The sequence below is a fragment of the Micrococcus terreus genome (genome assembly GCF_900116905.1).
GTDB classification, from domain to species: domain Bacteria; phylum Actinomycetota; class Actinomycetes; order Actinomycetales; family Micrococcaceae; genus Citricoccus; species Citricoccus terreus.
This window is the reverse complement of sequence record NZ_FPCG01000010.1, coordinates 102,572-120,033: the sequence shown is the minus strand read 5'-3', so window position 1 is coordinate 120,033 and position 17,462 is coordinate 102,572. Positions and strand designations below refer to the sequence as shown.

The 17,462-nt window shown below is 71.0% G+C and carries 17 protein-coding genes; 8 read left to right on the top strand and 9 right to left on the bottom strand.

Annotated elements, in window-relative coordinates; all coding sequences use genetic code 11:
* Window positions 1–28 precede the first annotated feature (28 nt).
* Both BM355_RS11780 and BM355_RS11775 read left to right on the top strand, forming a co-directional pair.
* Entirely contained in the window at window positions 29–583 is a 555-nt protein-coding gene (locus tag BM355_RS11780; protein ID WP_091698818.1) for a DUF4190 domain-containing protein, read from the top strand.
* 79 nt (window positions 584–662) lie between these two features.
* Window positions 663–1,166, top strand: a complete 504-nt coding sequence (locus BM355_RS11775; protein ID WP_091698816.1) for a hypothetical protein — start codon at window positions 663–665, stop codon at window positions 1,164–1,166.
* 30 nt (window positions 1,167–1,196) lie between these two features.
* Here the strand turns inward: BM355_RS11775 and BM355_RS11770 are convergent, their stop codons facing one another.
* The 3 genes from BM355_RS11770 to BM355_RS11760 all read right to left on the bottom strand — a co-directional run bounded on the left by BM355_RS11770 (window position 1,197) and on the right by BM355_RS11760 (window position 3,259).
* The gene (locus tag BM355_RS11770; protein ID WP_091698814.1) at window positions 1,197–2,636 is read right to left on the bottom strand and encodes an amidase; all 1,440 of its coding nucleotides are present in this window, start codon (window positions 2,634–2,636) and stop codon (window positions 1,197–1,199) included.
* A 66-nt stretch (window positions 2,637–2,702) separates the two neighbouring features.
* Window positions 2,703–3,023 carry a type II toxin-antitoxin system RelE/ParE family toxin gene (locus BM355_RS11765; protein ID WP_091698812.1) on the bottom strand — a complete coding sequence of 107 codons (321 nt, stop codon included), beginning with the start codon at window positions 3,021–3,023 and terminating at the stop codon, window positions 2,703–2,705.
* Window positions 3,020–3,259 carry a type II toxin-antitoxin system ParD family antitoxin gene (locus tag BM355_RS11760; RefSeq protein WP_091698810.1) on the bottom strand — a complete coding sequence of 80 codons (240 nt, stop codon included), beginning with the start codon at window positions 3,257–3,259 and terminating at the stop codon, window positions 3,020–3,022. The genes BM355_RS11765 and BM355_RS11760 overlap by 4 nt, the downstream gene beginning before the upstream one ends.
* Before the next feature lie 104 nt (window positions 3,260–3,363).
* Between BM355_RS11760 and BM355_RS11755 the strand changes: the two genes are divergently transcribed.
* Both BM355_RS11755 and pheA read left to right on the top strand, forming a co-directional pair.
* The gene (locus tag BM355_RS11755; protein WP_091698807.1) at window positions 3,364–3,690 is read left to right on the top strand and encodes a rhodanese-like domain-containing protein; all 327 of its coding nucleotides are present in this window, start codon (window positions 3,364–3,366) and stop codon (window positions 3,688–3,690) included.
* Window positions 3,687–4,634 carry a prephenate dehydratase gene (gene pheA, locus BM355_RS11750; protein WP_091698804.1) on the top strand — a complete coding sequence of 316 codons (948 nt, stop codon included), beginning with the start codon at window positions 3,687–3,689 and terminating at the stop codon, window positions 4,632–4,634. Before BM355_RS11755 ends, pheA begins: the two co-directional genes overlap by 4 nt.
* A 30-nt stretch (window positions 4,635–4,664) precedes the next feature.
* Here the strand turns inward: pheA and BM355_RS11745 are convergent, their stop codons facing one another.
* Window positions 4,665–5,942 (bottom strand): diacylglycerol/lipid kinase family protein, encoded by a 1,278-nt coding sequence (locus BM355_RS11745; RefSeq protein WP_091698802.1) that lies wholly within the window; start codon window positions 5,940–5,942, stop codon window positions 4,665–4,667.
* A gap of 113 nt (window positions 5,943–6,055) precedes the next feature.
* On the bottom strand, window positions 6,056–6,556 hold the full coding sequence (locus tag BM355_RS11740; protein WP_143109494.1) for a hypothetical protein: 501 nt from the start codon (window positions 6,554–6,556) through the stop codon (window positions 6,056–6,058).
* A 39-nt stretch (window positions 6,557–6,595) separates the two neighbouring features.
* Between BM355_RS11740 and serS the strand changes: the two genes are divergently transcribed.
* The gene (gene serS / locus BM355_RS11735) at window positions 6,596–7,879 is read left to right on the top strand and encodes a serine--tRNA ligase (RefSeq protein WP_091698797.1); all 1,284 of its coding nucleotides are present in this window, start codon (window positions 6,596–6,598) and stop codon (window positions 7,877–7,879) included.
* Between the two features lie 292 nt (window positions 7,880–8,171).
* Window positions 8,172–8,993: an HAD family hydrolase gene (locus BM355_RS11730; RefSeq protein WP_177227948.1), complete on the top strand. Its 822-nt coding sequence runs from the start codon at window positions 8,172–8,174 to the stop codon at window positions 8,991–8,993.
* A gap of 17 nt (window positions 8,994–9,010) precedes the next feature.
* On the opposite strand, the gene BM355_RS11725 is transcribed toward BM355_RS11730, so the two are convergent.
* Window positions 9,011–9,652: a hypothetical protein gene (locus BM355_RS11725; protein WP_091698795.1), complete on the bottom strand. Its 642-nt coding sequence runs from the start codon at window positions 9,650–9,652 to the stop codon at window positions 9,011–9,013.
* Between the two features lie 130 nt (window positions 9,653–9,782).
* Window positions 9,783–10,367 carry an inorganic diphosphatase gene (locus BM355_RS11720; RefSeq protein ID WP_091698912.1) on the bottom strand — a complete coding sequence of 195 codons (585 nt, stop codon included), beginning with the start codon at window positions 10,365–10,367 and terminating at the stop codon, window positions 9,783–9,785.
* Window positions 10,368–10,473: 106 nt separating this feature from the next.
* Here BM355_RS11720 and dacB point away from each other — a divergent pair, with 106 nt between their 5' ends.
* Together dacB and BM355_RS11710 are read left to right on the top strand one after the other, a co-directional pair.
* The gene (gene dacB, locus BM355_RS11715; protein WP_177227943.1) at window positions 10,474–11,973 is read left to right on the top strand and encodes a D-alanyl-D-alanine carboxypeptidase/D-alanyl-D-alanine endopeptidase; all 1,500 of its coding nucleotides are present in this window, start codon (window positions 10,474–10,476) and stop codon (window positions 11,971–11,973) included.
* A gap of 4 nt (window positions 11,974–11,977) precedes the next feature.
* On the top strand, window positions 11,978–13,468 hold the full coding sequence (locus BM355_RS11710; protein ID WP_091698790.1) for a serine/threonine-protein kinase: 1,491 nt from the start codon (window positions 11,978–11,980) through the stop codon (window positions 13,466–13,468).
* 81 nt (window positions 13,469–13,549) lie between these two features.
* Here the strand turns inward: BM355_RS11710 and BM355_RS11705 are convergent, their stop codons facing one another.
* On the bottom strand, window positions 13,550–15,007 hold the full coding sequence (locus tag BM355_RS11705) for a hypothetical protein (RefSeq protein ID WP_091698788.1): 1,458 nt from the start codon (window positions 15,005–15,007) through the stop codon (window positions 13,550–13,552).
* Entirely contained in the window at window positions 15,004–17,280 is a 2,277-nt protein-coding gene (locus tag BM355_RS11700; RefSeq protein WP_091698786.1) for a vWA domain-containing protein, read from the bottom strand. The genes BM355_RS11705 and BM355_RS11700 overlap by 4 nt, the downstream gene beginning before the upstream one ends.
* Between the last annotated feature and the right edge of the window lie 182 nt (window positions 17,281–17,462).

Here is a 17,462-nt window from a genome sequence, read left to right as displayed (position 1 = left end):
ACCACCGACCACCACCCCAGGGGGAGCCGTGTCCGACCCATCCGGTGACTACCGTCCGTTCAACGACCCCCACCACCCGTCCTGGTACAGCGACCGTCAGCCGAACCAGCAGGGCGGGTCCGGTGCCTCCGGCAGCGGCAGCTCGGCGGCGCCCGAGCAGCCCCAGAACCCGTATGCGCAGCAGCCGCTGGCCGGTCCGTACAGCTCCGGACAGCCGCAGTACCCCATCGACGGGCAGTACCCGGTCGTGACGAACCCGGCCCACCTCGGTGCGCAGGGCTACGGGTATGACTCCCGCCAGCCCGGGCAGCCCCACCCGTACCAGGGTCAGGCGGCACCCACCACCGTCCTGAGCCTCATCGCCATGGTCTGCGGGATCGTCGGAGTGGTGACGCTCGGCACCATGTTCCTGCCCCAGATCGCTGCGATCGCCCTCGGCCATATCGGTCTGCGCCGCGAACCGCGGGGCCGTGGCTTCGCCATCGCCGGTCTGGTCATGGGGTACGTGGTGACCATCGGCTGGATCCTGCTGTTCCTGCTGACCATGATGTTCGCGTTCAGCGTCCCGTTCATGGGCCTGTGATTCTGTGCAGGTGTGGTGGGATGGAACCATAACTTCGAACCACAACACAGCTCGCCGTACCGCAGCGCTCCTGGGGGCCGTGGTCCTGACAGCCTCCCTCGCAGCCTGCGGCAACACCGCAGACACCGACGACGACGCCACCACCCCGAACGCGGGCACCGAGACCACCGCTGCGGCCGAGTCCACGGCACCGGCAGACGATGACGCCGATCACGACTCCACCGATGCCGCCGGCACGGCGGGCGCTCTGAGCGTGTCCGTGCAGGGTCAGGGTGTGAAGGCACTGGTCTTGGACGACTCCGACTCCTCCGGTGAGGCCACTGCCCTGGACGGCAAGCTCATCTCCGGTCCGGGCGGCTGCTTCGCGGTCCAACCCGGCGGCCAGCCTGAGCTGCTCCTGCTGGGTGATGACACCGAGATCGGGCAGAACCCTCCCACCCTGACTCTGGATGACGGCACTGCCATCAAGGTCGGAGACCAGCTCAACGCCACCGGCGTGCAGGTCAACGTGGCTGATGTCGAGGGGATCCCGCAGCAGTGCTTCCAGGGCGCCGCTGACACCGCCTGGGTGCTCCAGGACTGATCCGTCCGCTCACTCAGTTCACCGCAGAGCTCACCCCTGGCCGGACAGCAGCCTCTCCAGCTGTCCGGCCAGGGCCATCAGCTGCACCTCACTGCCCTCACGGCCGATCAGCTGCACCGACCAGCTCAGCCCCTCGGCATCCCGCAGCACGGGCACCGAGACCGCCGGCAGGCCCATCACGTTCACCATGGAGGTGTACGGGGTGAACCGGCACTGCAGCTCGTAGTCCTCGGCCGGCTGGAGTGACGTGAACGCCCCGATCTTCGGGGGTGCGAACGCCAGCACCGGGGTCAGCACCACGTCAGCCGCCCCCAGCTGACGGCGCGCTTCGGCCGCCCAGGCCTCGAGTCCGGACACGGCATCGTCCACCTGCGTCTCGGAGTAGCCCTGGATCAGCTCCATGAAGTGCTGCGCCAGCGGTCCCAGCAGCGGCACGGCCTCCTCCGGCAGCGGGACCCGGGACAGGCCTGAGGTCCAGACCGTGCGGAACATCGCGTGGTAGTCCGCCCCGTACCGCACCCCCAGTTCGGCCACCTCATGGCCACCCCGGGCCAGAGCCGCCCCGGCAGCGGTCACCGCCTGCAGGGCCGCCGGTGCCAGCGTGATCTCCAGGTCCGGCGCGAACGGGGAGACCGTGCTGACGCCTACGGTCAACTGCCCGGCATCAGCCCTTTCAGCGGCAGTCTGCATCGGTCCCCGGTCACCCGGACCGCTCCACGGGGCACCCATCATCGCGTCCAGCAACAGCCCGGCATCCGCCACCGTCCGGGCCAGGGGGCCGGAGCAGGTCAGGTTCCGCACCGAGCCGACCTCCGGGCCGCCCAGCTGCGCGGTCATCTGCGCCCCCTGCCGGTCTGCGGGGACCACGTTCCGCCCCGGCTTGACGCCCACCAGACCGCAGGCGGCCGCCGGAATGCGGACCGACCCGCCGCCGTCGTTCCCCGGAGCCGCCGGAAGCATGCCGGAGGCCACCGCCGAGGCCGCCCCACCGGAGGAGCCGCCGGCCGTGCGCGCGGGGTCCAACGGATTCCGCGTGGGCGGGGCGATCAGGTTCTCGGTGTGGCAGGGCAGCCCGAACTCGGGGACGTTGGTCTTGCCCACAGAGACCGCTCCGGCGCCGTGCACCGTGGCCGCCAGCGCGTCGTCCTGGTCGGCCGGCTCAGCGTCCTGGGCGATCCGCGAGCCGAAGGTGGTGCGCATCCCGGCCACATCGGTCAGGTCCTTGAACGCAGTCGGCAGCCCGTGCAGCCGCCCGGTCGGCCCGTCCTGCGCGAACCGCTCGTCCAGTGCGGCCGCCCGCTGCCGGGCCAGCTCGGGTGCCACGGAGAGGAACGCCCCCAGGCGCGGGTTCTCACGGTCGGTCACCGCCAGGACGTGGTCCACGGCCTCCTGCGCGCTCACCTCTCCGGTGGCCAGGGCGGCGGTCAGCTGGGCGGCGGTCAGGCGGGTCAGATCCAGGGGAGCGGCCATGTGCCCACCCTATCCACCGCGGCGGACAGGGGGAGCCTGTCCGTCCTGCACCCGTGGGGTTGACTCTCACCCGTCTCGGAGAGTCGCCGGGATGTCTCGCGACGAGTGCAGCATTCGGTGGATTCGCACGGCGTCCGGGTCCTCCGTGTAGAAGACCAGGTAGGGGAACTGGCGCAGGGCGATGGAGCGGAGTGCAGGGATGCCCACCTCGGCTGCCAGGCTCGCCGAACCCAGTTGGGGGAACTCCGCCATGAGCTGCTGCGCGGCCTCCACGGCGTCGATGAAGGCCAGGGCCACGTCCTCGGAGCTGCTCGTCAGGTACGTCTCGAGGGCGGCCTCTATGTCCTCATCGGCCCGGCGGGTGGTGAGGACTCGTCGAGTGGTCATGCACTGTCAGGGCGGCGAACTCGATCCCGCAGTCGGTCGAAGTACGCGTCACCGACCACCGAACCGGGACCCGATTCCACACCATCGATCAGCAGACTGCGCAGCTGGGTCCGGTCGTGGTGACGGCGGATGAGCTCGCGGATGAACTCACTGCTGGTTCCGTACCCTCCGGCCTCAACCTGTGATTCGACGAAGTCCTTGAGAGACTCCGGCAACGAGATGTTCATGGTGGCCATGGGATCAGTCTACGCAGTGATGGCAAATCTTGTCATGAGCCTCGGTGCCCGGTTCGAGCCGTCACCGGCAGACCGCCTCGCCCGCCCGTGACTACGCTGGACCCATGAGCATGTTCGAGACCGTCACCGTCAACGACGTCCCTGAGGGCGCCGCCATCCTCGATGTCCGCGAGGACGACGAGTTCACCCTCGGCCGCGCCGCCGGAGCTCGGCACATCCCGCTGGGCCAGCTGCCGGACCGCCTCGAGGAGCTGGACCCGGACACGGACTACTACGTCATCTGCCGCACCGGTGGACGCTCCGCCCGCGCCGCGGACTTCATGGTCGCCCGCGGCTACTCCGCCTTCAACGTCGCCGGCGGCTCCGGTGCCTGGCTCGAGGCCGAGAAGCCCATGGAGGCGGACGGCGGCGCCGAGCCGCGCGTCAAGTGAGCCGTCCCGACGACGGCCCTCAGGTTCCCCGGTACACCTACCTCGGACCTGAGGGAACCTTCACCGAGGCCGCGCTGCGGCAGGTCCCCGGTGTGGAGAACGCCGAGTGCATCCCCGCCGGTTCGGTGATCACCGCGCTGGCCGCGGTGCGTGCCGGCACCGCGGACTACGCCATGGTGCCGATCGAGAACTCGGTGGAGGGCGGGGTCTCCGCCACCCTGGACGACATCGCCGAGGGCGAGCCCCTGCAGATCCTGCGCGAGGTCCTGGTGCCCATCAGCTTCGTGCTGGTGGGCCGCCGCGAGATGGAGCTCTCCGAGGTCCGTTCGGTGGCCACCCACACGCATGGCTGGGCGCAGGTGCGCAACTGGGCCGCTGAGCACATCCCGCAGGCAGAGTTCATCCCTGCCTCCTCCACCGCCGGAGGTGCGCGCGGGCTGCTGGACCCGGACACCACCTACGACGCGGCGGTCTGCGCTCCGCTCGTGGCCGCGCAGACGGGACTGCCGGTGCTGGCCTCGGCCATCGAGGACACGGCCGGGGCCGTCACCCGGTTCGTCCTCGTCTCCCGCCCGGGGGCGCTGCCGGTGCCGACCGGCTCGGACAAGACCACCGTCGTCGTGCCCCTGTCGGAGGACCGGCCTGGCGCGCTGATGGAGATCCTGGACCAGTTCTCCACCCGGGGGATCAACCTCTCCCGGATCGAGTCCCGGCCCACCGGGGCCGGTCTGGGCAGCTACTTCTTCTCGATCGACCTGGAGGGACACCTGGGGGAGGAACGGGTCTCGGCCGCGCTGGCCGGGCTGTACCGGCTCATCCCGGGGATCCGCTTCCTGGGCTCCTACCCGCGGGCCGACCACCGCCGGTACGAGGTGCGCGAGCACACCACCGACCAGGCCTACCGCGCCGGCCAGGCCTGGGTCCAGGAGATCCTCAACCGCTGAGCCAGCTGAGCCAGAGGAGAGCTCAGCTGGTCAGTCCTTGACGACCTCGGCGTCGTCCTCGGTCATGGCCGGGGCGGCCAGGGAGTCGGGGACGGCCGCGGCCGGGGTCTGGACCTTCAGGGCGTCCGGGCGGATACGGGCATCGATCGCCACCACGTCGCCGGTGGCGTCGCCGTCCAGCTGGGAGATCATCGGCTCATCCAGCTGCACGCGCACGCGGGTGGCCTGATGGGTCTCCATGATCGGGATCGTCCGGTTGATCTTCAGAGCCGTCTTCGCAGCGATCCGCAGCCAGTCGAAGGCGTTGCGCGGGGAGAGCATGACCACGTCCAGCAGGCCGTCGTCCAGGCGAGCCTCCGGGATGAAGTCCAGCCCGCCGGTCAGCTCGCCGCAGTTGGCGATCATGATCGAGCGGACCTTGCGCCGCTGCGGCGCCCCGCCGTCCAGTGAGAGGGTGATGTCCTTGCGGTGGCCCGGCAGGTGGCGCACGCCGGCCTCGCCGTAGGCCAGCCAGCCGGCCTTCTCCTTCAGGTCGTCGCGGGTGTCGCCCATGACCTCGGCGTCGATCCCCGCACCGGCGATCACCAGGAACGTGTTGTGCACGGTCTGGCCGTCCTGACGCTCCAGGCGGATGTCCACGGCGTCGATGTGCCGGGTGGAGCCGTGCACGGCGGTGTTGATGCAGGCCTCGAGGTTCTGGATCGGCATCTTCAGGTTGCGGGCCAGCAGGTTGCCGGTGCCCAGCGGGACCAGGCCCAGCGCGGTGTCGGTGCCCGCCAGCTCCTCGGCCACGAAGCGCACGGTGCCGTCGCCGCCGGCCGCGATCACCACATCGGCACCGTCGGCCAGGGCGTCCCGGGCCATCTGCTGTCCGGGGTCCTCGGCGGTGGTCTCGTAGACCGTGACGTCCGGCAGGCCGGCGTTGCGCACGGCGGCGGACACCTGCAGGCGGACCTGATCGGCGTTCTGCTTGATCGGGTTGATCACCAGGGCGATCTTGCGCGGGTGCTCCAGGGCACGGGCGATCAGCGGTGCGTCGGTGAGCTCGTGGATCTGTCCGTCCAGTTCCCCGATCCGTCCGTCCAGCGCCTTCAGCCGGCTGGACATGTCCGTCAGCTCACCGAGCTGGGCCGAGCCGAGCTCACCGCTGATCTGGTCCACCGAGCCGCGCATGGTGCGGACCTCCGTCTGAACCTGTCCCACATCCTCGCTGAGGCGGCGCTGCCCGGTCCGCAGTCCGAGGGTGAAGGCCAGCGCGACGACGGCCACCACCACAGCGAGAAAGGCGAGGATCAGTTCAAGGGGCATAGCGCGAGTCTACGGGGCGCCGGCCCGGCTGGTGCGGGTCGCCTCGGTGAGATGCGGCGCATCGGTGAGGCGCCGTCGTCGGGACCTGCCGGGTGCCCGCGTTCCGCGGGCGCTCAGTCGGCCCAGATGGACTCTGGATCGTAGGAGCAGCCTGTCATGGGCAGCCACACCAGACGGGTGAGGTCCAGGTGTGCCGCCGCTCCGGAGGCCTCCAGGACGAGCGTCTCGAGGGAGTCGGTGTCCTCGGAATCCCAGGAGGACTCGTCCCCCACCGGCTCGCCCTCCTCCGTGACCTCGCCCTCCATGGTGCGCAGCACGCGCAGACAGGATGAGCCGTCCCACACCTGGTAGTCGCCCACGGAGGCGACCGAGGACATGGATCCCACCCAGCGCCGGCCGGGCAGCGGCCGGATGAGCAGTTCGGAGAGCTCGACGTCCGGGGAGACCAGCAGGGTCTGCTCGCCCACGGGCGCCACGGCGATCTGGCCGGCGCTCCCGTGCTGGGAGGCCTGCTCATAGGTGGACGTCAGGGTGGGCCCGTCCAGACCCAGGTCCGTGAGCAGCTGCGGGGTGAGGGGTCGGGCCCAGACGGCGAGGGTGTGGTTCATTCCCATCAGGCCAGTGTGACAGCGCGGTTCGCTAGGCTGGAAGGCGTGATCGACGTCAAGCATCTCATCGAGCAGCCCGAGCAGTACCGAGCATCCCAGCGCGCCCGCGGGGCCGATGAGTCCCTGGTGGACCGGATCATCGCCGCCGATGCCGAACGGCGCTCCTCGATCGCCCAGTTCGAGCAGCTGCGCGCCGAGCAGAAGGCCTTCGGCAAGAAGGTCGCCGCGGCCCGGGGCGAGGAGAAGCAGGCCCTGCTGGCAGAGGTCAAGGAGCTGGCCGCCCAGGTCAAGGCCGCCGAGGCCACCTCGAACTCCGCCCAGGAGGAGCTGACGGCCCTGCAGCGCTCCTTCCCCAACCTGATCGAGGACGGGGTGCCTTCCGGCGGCGAGGACGACTTCACCGTGGTCAAGCATGTCGGGCAGATCCGGGACTTCGCCGCCGACGGCTTCGAGCCGCGCGACCACCTGGAGATCGGCGAGAAGATCGGCGCGATCGACATGGAGCGCGGCGCCAAGGTCTCCGGCTCCCGCTTCTACTTCCTCAAGGGCGTGGGCGCGCGCTTGGAGATCGCCCTGATGCAGATGGGACTGGATCAGGCCGTGCAGGCCGGCTTCACGCCCATCATCACCCCCACGCTCGTGCGCCCCGAGACCATGCAGGGCACCGGATTCGACGTGGAGCACGACGACGAGATCTACCGCCTCGAGCGCGACGACCTCTACCTGGTGGGCACCTCCGAGGTCGCCCTGGCCGGCTACCACGCGGACGAGATCCTGAACCTGGACGATCCGCTGCGCTACGCCGGCTGGTCCACCTGCTACCGCCGCGAGGCCGGTTCGGCCGGCAAGGACACCCGCGGCATCATCCGGGTGCACCAGTTCAACAAGCTGGAGATGTTCGTCTACACCACCCCGGAGGAGGCCGCGGCCGAGCACCGCCGTCTGCTGGAGTGGGAGGAGCAGATGCTGGCCAAGGTCGAGCTGCCCTACCGGGTGATCGACACTGCGGCCGGAGACCTCGGCATGAGTGCTGCCCGCAAGTTCGACTGCGAGGCCTGGGTCCCCACGCAGGACGCCTACCGTGAGCTGACCTCCACCTCCAACTGCACCACCTTCCAGGCCCGCCGCCTGAACATCCGTGAGCGTCAGACCAACGAGGACGGCACCCCCGGATCCACCCGGATGGTCGCCACCCTGAACGGCACCCTGGCCACCACCCGGTGGATCGTGGCGATCCTGGAGAACCACCAGAACCCGGACGGCTCGGTCAACGTGCCCCAGGCCCTGCAGCCCTACCTGGGCGGCCTGGAGGTCCTGCCGGTCCTCTGATCGGCTGTGTGGGACCGGTCACCCGGGTGAACACTCACAGCGTGGACAACCCTGTGAGTGTTCACCTGCCGTCCACCGGCTGACGCTGAGCGCGTCCGGGCTGTCTGGTTGACTGGTGTGCATGAGAAACAGCAGTGAGATCGGCATCGAGGACCGATCAGACCAGACCATTCCCTCCCCGCAGCATCAGTCCGCCAGCGAGGCAGAGCAGGCTCAAGCACTGGACCAGGACCGCACCGGTGGCCGCACCGAGCCGGTGGGTCCGAACGGCCGCGGACCGGCTGGGTCCAACATGACCGACTCCGGCATGATCCCCGCGGTGGGACGGCGCAAGATGATCTGCCTGGACGTGGACGGCACGCTGGTGGACCATGACGGGCGCATGCATGAGGACGTCCGCTCCGCCGCCCGCGCCGTGGTGGCCGCCGGACACCACGTGATGATCGCCACCGGACGGTCTCTGGGCGCCACCCTGCCCATCATCCAGGCGATCGGTCTGGAGGAGGGGTACAGCGTGTGCTGCAACGGCGGCGTCACCCTGCGTCTGACCTCCGACCTGGAGGAGGGCTACGAGGTGATCGACCGCAAGACCTTCGATCCCCGCCCCGCGCTGCAGGCGCTGCGGCACCGGCTGCCCAACGCCAAGTACGCGATCGAGGACGATCAGGGCAACTTCCTGTCCACCGAACGGTTCCAGGACGCCAGCTTCGGCGTGGTCGCCGAGGGCGTGACGTTCGAGGAGATGATGCAGGCCACCGCCGTGCGCCTGGTGGTCTTCTCCACCGACTCCTCCGCCGAGGAGTTCGGGGAGGCCGTGGAGGCGATCGGCCTGCAGGGCGTGACCTACTCCGTGGGCTGGACCGCGTGGCTGGACATCGCCGCGGCCGGCGTCACCAAGGCCTCCGGGCTCGAGGTGCTGCGTGACCGCCTGGGCGTGCACATCGACGACACCGTGGCCGTGGGGGATGGCCGGAACGACATCGAGATGCTGGCCTGGGCCGGGCGCGGTGTGGCCATGGGCCAGGCGCCGGACGAGGTCAAGAAGGTGGCGGACGAGGTCACCGGCCACGTGGACGAGCACGGCGCGGCCACGGTCCTGCGCTCGCTGGTCTGAGGCTCAGGCGGTGGTCATCAACCGGCAGGCAGCCGCTCTGGGCTGGCCACCAGGGTCAGGAGACGTGCCGCCGCGGGCCGGCAGGCGTGCTCCTCGGTCCAGAAGGAGCGCTGCACCGCCTTGGACACCGCCTGCACGGTGACACCGAGCTCGGCGGCCACCAGCTTCTGCTGTCCCCGCACGCCGGGCACCATCAGGTCCAGCACGTTCCATTCGGCCTCGGTGCGCGTCCAGACGAGCTGACCCACCAGGCGCAGCACCGCCTCGGCCTGCTCCGCGGCCACCGTGTCCGGACCGTCCACGGCCACCGGGATGCGGACACCGTTCTTGGCGGCCTCCTCCACCGCGGCGCGGGCATAGGCCAGAGCCGGCCCGCCGACGTCGCGCAGGTCCTGGGTGTCCGGAAGCCCTGGCGTCCCATCCGCCGCGTCCAGGGAGCCGACCCCCACGCCCACGTTCCACCGGCGTTCGCGCAGGGCCCGCAGGGCGGCGTCCACAGCGGCGTGCGCGTCCGAGACCACACCGATCGCCTCGTCGCCCACCGAGCGTTGGAACTCGATCACCGTGTCCACCGGGTGCAGGGCACGCAGCAGCTCGGGGACCATGTCGCCCACCTCACGCGAGTCGCGCTGGTTGACGGTCAGGACGAAGTGGGTCATGGAGGGATCTCTCGAGGACGGTGGGCAGACGACAGGGTGCGGATGAACGTCAGGCTGGAAATCCGCGGTCACCACGTGGGCGCACCGCGGATTTCCAGCCTGACAGTGGTCATCGGGGCCGGCTGAGGGCTCAGCGGCCCTGCGGCTCGTTCCGGTCGACCTCTTCGGTGGCCGGCACGGCCTCCTTGGTGTCCACGTCGCGGCCCTGAGGCTCATCGGACGGGGTGTGCTCGCCGGCCTCGTCGAAGCGCTTGATGGAGGCCTCCAGCTCAGCCTCGGCGGCGTCGCGGTCCTTCCAGCCCTCGGCCTTGACCCACTTGCCGGGCTCCAGGTCCTTGTACCGGGTGAAGAAGTGCTCGATCTCCTTGATCAGCCACTCGTCCACATCGGCCAGGCCCTGGATGTGGTCGAAGCGCTTGTCAGAGGGCACGCACAGGACCTTGTCGTCGCCGCCGCCGTCGTCGGTCATGGAGAACACGGCGATCGGACGGGCCTCCACGAGCACGCCGGGGACCAGGTCGAAGTCCGGCAGCCACACCATGGCGTCCAGCGGATCGCCGTCCTCACCCAGGGTGTTCTCGAAGTAGCCGTAGTGCGTGGGGTACTGCATGGAGGTGAACAGCACGCGGTCCAGGCGCAGGCGGCCGCTGTCGTGGTCGAACTCGTACTTGACGCGGGATCCGGACGGGATCTCGATGGTGACGTCGTGGTTCATCGGGGCACGCTCCTTGCCTGTGGCGTTGACGGGGTCTGCCGCCGCCGGACAGGGGGCGGCCACTAGACTCCAGGGTACCGCCACCCCACCCCGCGAAAGGTTTGCCGTGCGCTCTTGGTCCGCGCCTGTGCGCCCTGCCCGACGCACCGTGGCCGGGGTGGGCCTGTCCCTGGCCCTGCTGCTCACCGGCTGCTCTGCTGGTGGGTCGGCTCCTGCGGTCAGCGCCACCGCAGGAACACCGGCCGTCCCGACGGCGGCCACCTCCTCCCAGCCCGCCTCGCCGAGCACGGCGGCCGGGGAGGCGTCCGCGCCGAAGTCCTCTCGAGTGCCGCTGCTGCCCGGGGCGGTCTCGGACGCCCCCGCACCGGACCCCGATGCCCTGGCCGCCGAACTGGACGAGATCCTGGCCGGGTCTCCGGGAACCGTGGGGGCCGCCGTCGTGGATGTCCAGACCGGAGAGCTGCTGTTCGGGCTGGAGGAGGACGAGCCGCTCATCCCCGCCTCCACGGTCAAGATCCTCACCGCCACCGCGGCCCTGTCCGTGCTGGGTTCGGACCACACCTACGCCACCCGGACCTATGCCGTGCCCCAGGAGCAGGGGACCACCGTGGTGCTGGACGCCGGTGGAGACGTGCTGCTGGGTGCGGGGGAGTCGGACCCGGGAGCGGTGCTGGGCCGAGCCGGGCTGGGCACCCTGGCCGAGCAGACCGTGGCGCAGCTGCAGGAGCAGGAGATCTCCGGGCCGGTGACCGTGCAGGTGGACGACTCCGGGTATGACGGCCCCGCCGTGCTGGAGCAGTGGCCGAGTGCGGTGGTGGATGTGGACATCGCCCGGGTGATGCCGATCGCCACCTACGGCGGACGTGAGATCGGGCAGAGGTGGGGAGGGCTCACGCCTGACCCTGCCCTGCACGCTGCCCAGGTGTTCCGTCAGCAGCTGGTGGCCCAGGCGCAGTCCCAGGGCGTGCGGCTCAGTGTCTCACCCCAGATCGCCCGCGGGGCGGTGGAGGACTTGGACCGCACAGGCTCGTCCACTCGAACGGCCCTGAGGCTCGCTGAGGTCCGTTCGGCACCGCTGGCCGAGCAGGTGCGGTTCATGCTGCATGAGTCGGACAACCTCACCGCCGAGGCGATGGCCCGGAACACGGCGCTCGCCGCGGGGCATCCCGGCAGCTTCGAGGGCGCCGCGGCAGCAGTCCGCGAGGTGCTCGAGGAGGAGACGCGGGACCTGACCGGACTGGACCTGACGGACGGCTCCGGCCTCTCCGGGTACACCACCATCACCGCCGAGCAGCTGGCCCGTGCCGTCCGGCTGGCCGGAGAGCGGGAGGAGACGGTGGCCGCCGTGGAGAGCCTGCCGGTGGCCGGACGGGAGGGGACGCTCAAGGACCGCATGGTGGGCACCGCCGCTGAGGGGTCGGCGCGGGGCAAGACGGGGACCTTGGGCACGGTGGCCACCCTGGCGGGGGTGGTGGTGACGCAGGACGGGCGCGAACTGGCGTTCAGCATCCTGGCCAATGACCAGCGCGGCCGGATCCCCCAAGCGCGGGAGATGATCGACCGCGCCGTGGTGACCCTGGCTGAATGCGGCTGCGGGGGAGACTGAACGGATGGGACAGGTGATCGCCGGGCGTTTCGAGCTGGCCGAGCACATCGCCTCGGGCGGCTCGGGCTCGATCTGGCGCGCCTGGGACCGGCGCCGGGCCGTCTGGTGCGCGGCCAAGGTGCTGCGCCAGAAGGACTCGGCCGAGCTGCTGCGGTTCGTGCGGGAGCAGGGCATCCAGCTGGACCACACCCACCTGGCCACCCCGTACGGCTGGGCGGCGGAGGACCAGGACGTGGCCATCGCCATGCCCCTGGTGGCCGGCGGGACGCTGGGCGAGGCCCTGAACGACCACGGCGCCTTCTCCTCGCCTCTGGCCGCCCAGCTGCTGCTGCAGCTGCTGGACGGTCTGGCCCACGTGCACGCCGCCGGCTGGATCCACCGGGACGTCAAACCGGCCAACATCCTGCTCGAACCCACTGGCGAGGGCACCCCGCACCTGCGCCTGGGCGACTTTGGCATCGCCGTCCGCGAGGACGATCCCCGGCTGACCTCCCTGGGCTGGGTGAACGGCACCCCGGGCTACCTCGCCCCGGAGGTGACGGAGCTGGCGGCCCCCGCGCCGGCCCAGGACCTGTACGCGGCCGGCGTCGTGGGCCTGCGCATGCTCGCGCCCACCCTGGCGGGGGAGCGGGAGCTGACCCGCGCCCTGCAGGATCCGGCAGGGACCCTGGCCCAGATTCCCGACGTCGACCCCTCCTTGGCCTCCACCCTCACCTCCCTGCTGGCGCGGGATCCGGAGCAGCGGGTGCGCGCTGCGGCCGCGGCACCGGGTCTGCTGGGCACGCTTGCCCGGCCGACCACGGCCACCGGCGGGTACCTGACCGCCGTGGGAGAGCCCTTCGCGGTGTTCGATGTGCTGGGTGCCGAGGAGACCCGGCGGCGGGAGGAGCCGTCTGGGGCGCCCCCGGTCCCCACCACTGTCCCGGCACCGCCGACCCGCACCCCTCAGGTCGGTGCGGTGGGTGCCGAGTCCGCCGGCTCAGCTGCCGCGCCGGGCACCGGGTCGAGGGCGGCGGGCGCCGCGCCGTCCGGAAGGCCGAGCCGTTCGTGGGTGTCCCTGCTGCCCTGGCTGCTGATCGTGCTCGGTCTGGTGGGGCTGGTGACGGCGGTGGCCCTGCTGTGGCCGCGCGGCGGTGGGGACACGGGAACCCAGGAGAGCCCGTCACCCACAGGCGGCGCCACCAGCGAGACCGCGCCCGAGACGCCGGATCCGAGCGCCACGTCTCCTGCACCGACTCAGACCACGGACACCGCCACCCCCCAGCCTCGTCCCACGTCGACCTCGCCGACTGCCACGACCCCGGATTCGTCCACCGCGTCACCGACCGCCAGCGCCCCGCCGCAGAGCACCTCCGGGGCGCCGATCCGCAGCTCTGTGCGGGAGGGGGACTCCTGCACCTGGCTGGAGGAGGGCCTGGTGGTCACCGGTGCGGACAGCCAGCGACTGATCTGTCAGGAGGGCGGCTCGGGCACGGTCTGGACCGCGGCGGACTGAGACGGACCCAGACGGACTGAGGCCCCGGTCCGCACGGGTGTGCGGCACCGGGGCCTCAGGGTGAGCTGGCGCGCCGTCGGCTCAGGCCTGCTGTCCGCGGCGGCGCAGCAGCAGCCAGGCCACGCCGGAGAGCAGCGCGCCGAGCCCGATCCCTCCGGCCAGCGCGCCGAGCTCGGCACCGGTGGGCATGCCGCCGCCCGAACCGGCGGCCTGCGGCTGGCCGCCGTTCTCGCCGTTCTCGGCCCCATCGCCAGCAGCCTCAGCGGCCTGCTCCTGCGCGGCAGTCACCCAGTCGGTGGTGCCGCCGGGCTCGCCGGTCAGCTCCACGGCCAGCTGGTACCGGAAGGGCTGGGAGCCCTGGCGGTTCGCGCGGGCGTTCGAGGCGGACACCACGATGTAGTAGTCCCCGGCGATGCTCAGACTCCCGTAGCTGTGGCTCCCGTGGTTGTCCGGGCTGGTGGTCACCGAGGTGCTCTGGGTGACCACCTCTCCCACGGTGTCGTAGAACAGGTGCACATAGCTGTTGGTCGAGTCGGGCCGCCGGAGCAACGGGGTGAAGATCCTGCCCTCCACCCGAGCCACGCTGGCGTCCTGGTTGTTGCCCTGAGCCAGCCGGTAGTTCAAGCGCTGGCCGTACTCGACCGGGACCTTGAAGTACTGCACCTGACTGGGGCGGATCTCCACCTCGTGGACCTGGCCCGGGGTGGCCTCCACGGCGGTGGCGAAGGAGGAGCCGCCCTCCAGCGGGGTGGCCTCCCCGGTGATCGTCACCGACTGGGGCGCTTCGGCACTGGTGGGGGCCGCATTCAGCTGGCTCTCATCCACGGGGGGCGCCACCCAGAAGTGCAGCTCCACCGGCATGGGCGTGTCTGACTGCCAGGTGCCCGTACGCTGCACCTGGGCCGCCACGATCCCGGAACCGTCCTCGAAGCAGCCGTAGCTGCGCTCGGGATCCATGGGGTCGGTGACGGCGGTGACCACTGGGTGCCCACTGGGACTGGACGCCGAGTGGTTGGTCGTGTCCCGGCTGCTGCAGCTCTCACCCTGCTGGTTGACCAGCTGGAACTCCAGGCCCACCATGCCGTTGGAGTCGGTGCGCTGCTGGGTGTCCACCGCCAGCACGGCCGCCGCGTACAGCCGTTCGCCCTCCTGCAGGGCGGGGAGCGTGTAGAACCGCTGCGTGCCGTCCCCGGAGACGCCCTCGGAGTCGCCGGCCTCGAGGGTGTCCCAGTGGACCCCTGGCTGGATCTCCACGGCCCCGGCCAGGTCGGATCCGCCGGTGACCTGCTCCCCGGCCGGCTCGTAGACCGGCACCGGTCCGCGGGGGTTGGCGTCAGCACTTCCCGACGACGTCGCGCTCGCGCTGGGCGTCGCGGCCGCCGGGAGGGCGGTGGCCAGCGGGTACGCGGCCAGGGCTATGGCCAGGGCGAGCCCGGCGGCTCGCCGAGGTGCCCGGCCAGGCCGGCCGGACCGGACAGCGAGACCGGCCCGGTCGGATCGGGACATGCGGTGCTCGACCGTGGGGTTCTGCGTGCTCATCGCTGCGGTCCTTCCTGGCCGTAGGGGTTCTGCGGGGAGCTGTTCGGGTACGGGGGCTGCGGCTGCCCGTTGATCAGGGTGCCGCGGCTGTCCCCGGGGTGGCCCATCGGCGCGGTCGGTCCGGTGTGAGCCACACCCGAGGCCCCACCGGCGGCGGCAGGTCCGCGGCGGGTCAGCAGGGCCACCAGGACGCCGCCGAGCAGGGCGCTGCCGGCCAGGCCGCCCAGGAACCAGGGCAGCGGAGCGCTGTCCCGGACAGAGGACGCAGCCTGCGGCTCACCGTCACCCGGTGCTGCGGCGTCATTACCGCCCGCACCGGCCACGGGGGCCTCGCTCTCCTGACCCGCGCCCTCGGTGGGCTGGGCGCTCTGGTCCGTGCCGTCGTCGGGAGACTGGGTCTCCTGCCCGTCCTGCACTGTGGAGGGATTCTGGCCGAGGCCCGGGTCTGCGACCATGGGTCCGTCCTGCTCCTCGCCGGTCACCTCGAGGGCGAGGTCGTAGGGGTAGGGCTCGCGATTGCGGTCCCCGGTCCACTTCCGCGCAGAGACCACCACGTAGTAGTCACCGGCCAGGTAGGCGTCGCTGCCCACGGAGCCGTCTCGGTTGGACTGGCTGACCGGCACCCGCATGCTCTGGGTGGCCGTCTCACCGGTGCCGCTGCGGTAGAGGAGGTCATCGCCCACAGTGCGGACGGGGCTGCGCACGGCGGAGTACACATCCACGTGGATTCCATCTGGGCCGGCGTCGTCCACATTGGCCTGGGAGGCGCGCACGTTCAGTCGCTGGCCGTACCCGACGTGGATCCGGTAGTAGCGGCTCTCCATCGGCATGGTGGAGTCGGTGAGGACCGTGCCCGAGTCCACCTCGGTGGCGTCGTTGAAGCTACCGCCACCGGCGATCGCCTGCGGGGCGTCGGAGAGGGTCACCGACTGCACCGGCTCGGCCTCGCTGGCCGGGGTGTCCAGGCTGGACTCGTCCACGGCCGGCTCCAGCACGTACTTCAGCTCCACCGGCAGGGCCAGGTCGCTCTGACGGTTGCTGGTGCGCATCACCTTGGCATAGAGCTGACCGGAGCCGTCGGAGTAGCAGCGTTCACTGCTCTCCTGGGCGTAGTCCTTGCTGCGCACATAGCCGGCGATCGGCCGACCGCCGTCGTCGTCGCCACGGTAGGCGGAGTCGATGCTGGAGCAGCTGACGCCCTGGCCGTTGACCAGTTCGACCTTCAGGCCGGCGTAGGAGGCCCCGCGCTCGGCCGGTGCGGACTGGTCCGGGATCAGCAGGGCGGAGAAGTGGGCGCGTTCTCCGGGCTGGATGGTGCCCAGGTTGTAGAACTTCAGGGTGCCGTCATCGGCGTGGATCTTCGACCCGCCCTTCTCGTACTTGTCCAGGTACTGCCCGGGGGCGAGCTGCGGAGAGGCGTGCAGGGTCTCGCCGCCGGTGACGGGGGTGCCCTGCGGGACGTAGCCCTGGAAGGCGCGGACCGTCTTGGTCTCGAGCCTGCTCTCCAGCTCCTCGGCGTTCTCGGCCTGCACGTAGGTTCCGCCGGTGGCCTCGGCCACGCAGGTCAGCTCATCACGGGCCTGGTCGTTCACCTTGAACCCGATGGTGTGCACGGTCAGGTCGATCCCGCGGTCAGCCAGGTCCTGGGCGGCCTCGCAGGCCGGGGGCTGGGAGCAGTTCTCCTCGCCGTCGGAGACCAGGATGATCGACTTCTCGCCGTCGTGGTCCTTCAGCTCGTCCGCCGCGTGCAGCAGGGAGGCGCCGATCGGGGTCTCGCCCACGGCGTTGAGGGCCTCGATCTTCTTCTTGAGGTCGCCCTTCTTCAGCGGCGCCACCGACTGCACCGTCTCGATGTCCGCGCAGTCCTCCACAGTGTTGGCGCCGTAGACCACCACGCCCAGGTCCGCGCCGTCCGGGGCCTTGTCGATCAGGTTCAGCGTGGCGGCCTCAGCGGCCTCCAGCCGGGTGGTCCCGTCCTCATCGGCGTCGGCCTGCAGCATCGAGGAGGAGTAGTCCATGACCACCACCACCGGCTGCAGCTCGGATCCGCCCTCCGGTGCGTCCGGGGTGGCGGAGGGACTGGTCACCACGGGAACCACTGCGGCCGCGGAGGCGGGCATCAGCCCGGCCATCCCGACGACGGCCAGCAGGGTGGCGAGGGCGGTGGCCAGTGCCGCTCGGGTCACCCGCGCCAGCGGGGCCCGGTGGACGGGGTGGGAGCCGGGGGCGATCCCCGGGCCTCCCATGGTCTGGGTGCGATGCGATCCGTTCATGATTCCCCTTGGACGTGATCGGGACAACAGATTTGCTGGTGCAAATGTACCCCACTTGTTCGCAGTTGCAAACCCCTCATGGGGCGGGATGCGTCCCGTGGTGGCGACGGCCCCGATGCTCCACGGTCCAGTGTGGCAGACCCGACCGGTTGCCCCGAGGTCGGTGGTCGGCCGCGAGTGTC

Coding starts and splice junctions, on each gene's coding strand:
- BM355_RS11705 (WP_091698788.1), bottom strand. CDS start 15,007: ATGAGCACGCAGAACCCCACGGTCGAGCACCGCATGTCCCGATCCGAC.
- BM355_RS11770 (WP_091698814.1), bottom strand. CDS start 2,636: ATGGCCGCTCCCCTGGATCTGACCCGCCTGACCGCCGCCCAGCTGACC.
- BM355_RS11700 (WP_091698786.1), bottom strand. CDS start 17,280: ATGAACGGATCGCATCGCACCCAGACCATGGGAGGCCCGGGGATCGCC.
- BM355_RS11765 (WP_091698812.1), bottom strand. CDS start 3,023: ATGACCACTCGACGAGTCCTCACCACCCGCCGGGCCGATGAGGACATA.
- BM355_RS11730 (WP_177227948.1), top strand. CDS start 8,172: ATGACCGACTCCGGCATGATCCCCGCGGTGGGACGGCGCAAGATGATC.
- BM355_RS11720 (WP_091698912.1), bottom strand. CDS start 10,367: ATGAACCACGACGTCACCATCGAGATCCCGTCCGGATCCCGCGTCAAG.
- BM355_RS11725 (WP_091698795.1), bottom strand. CDS start 9,652: ATGACCCACTTCGTCCTGACCGTCAACCAGCGCGACTCGCGTGAGGTG.
- BM355_RS11755 (WP_091698807.1), top strand. CDS start 3,364: ATGAGCATGTTCGAGACCGTCACCGTCAACGACGTCCCTGAGGGCGCC.
- BM355_RS11710 (WP_091698790.1), top strand. CDS start 11,978: ATGGGACAGGTGATCGCCGGGCGTTTCGAGCTGGCCGAGCACATCGCC.
- BM355_RS11745 (WP_091698802.1), bottom strand. CDS start 5,942: ATGCCCCTTGAACTGATCCTCGCCTTTCTCGCTGTGGTGGTGGCCGTC.
- BM355_RS11740 (WP_143109494.1), bottom strand. CDS start 6,556: ATGGGAATGAACCACACCCTCGCCGTCTGGGCCCGACCCCTCACCCCG.
- BM355_RS11760 (WP_091698810.1), bottom strand. CDS start 3,259: ATGGCCACCATGAACATCTCGTTGCCGGAGTCTCTCAAGGACTTCGTC.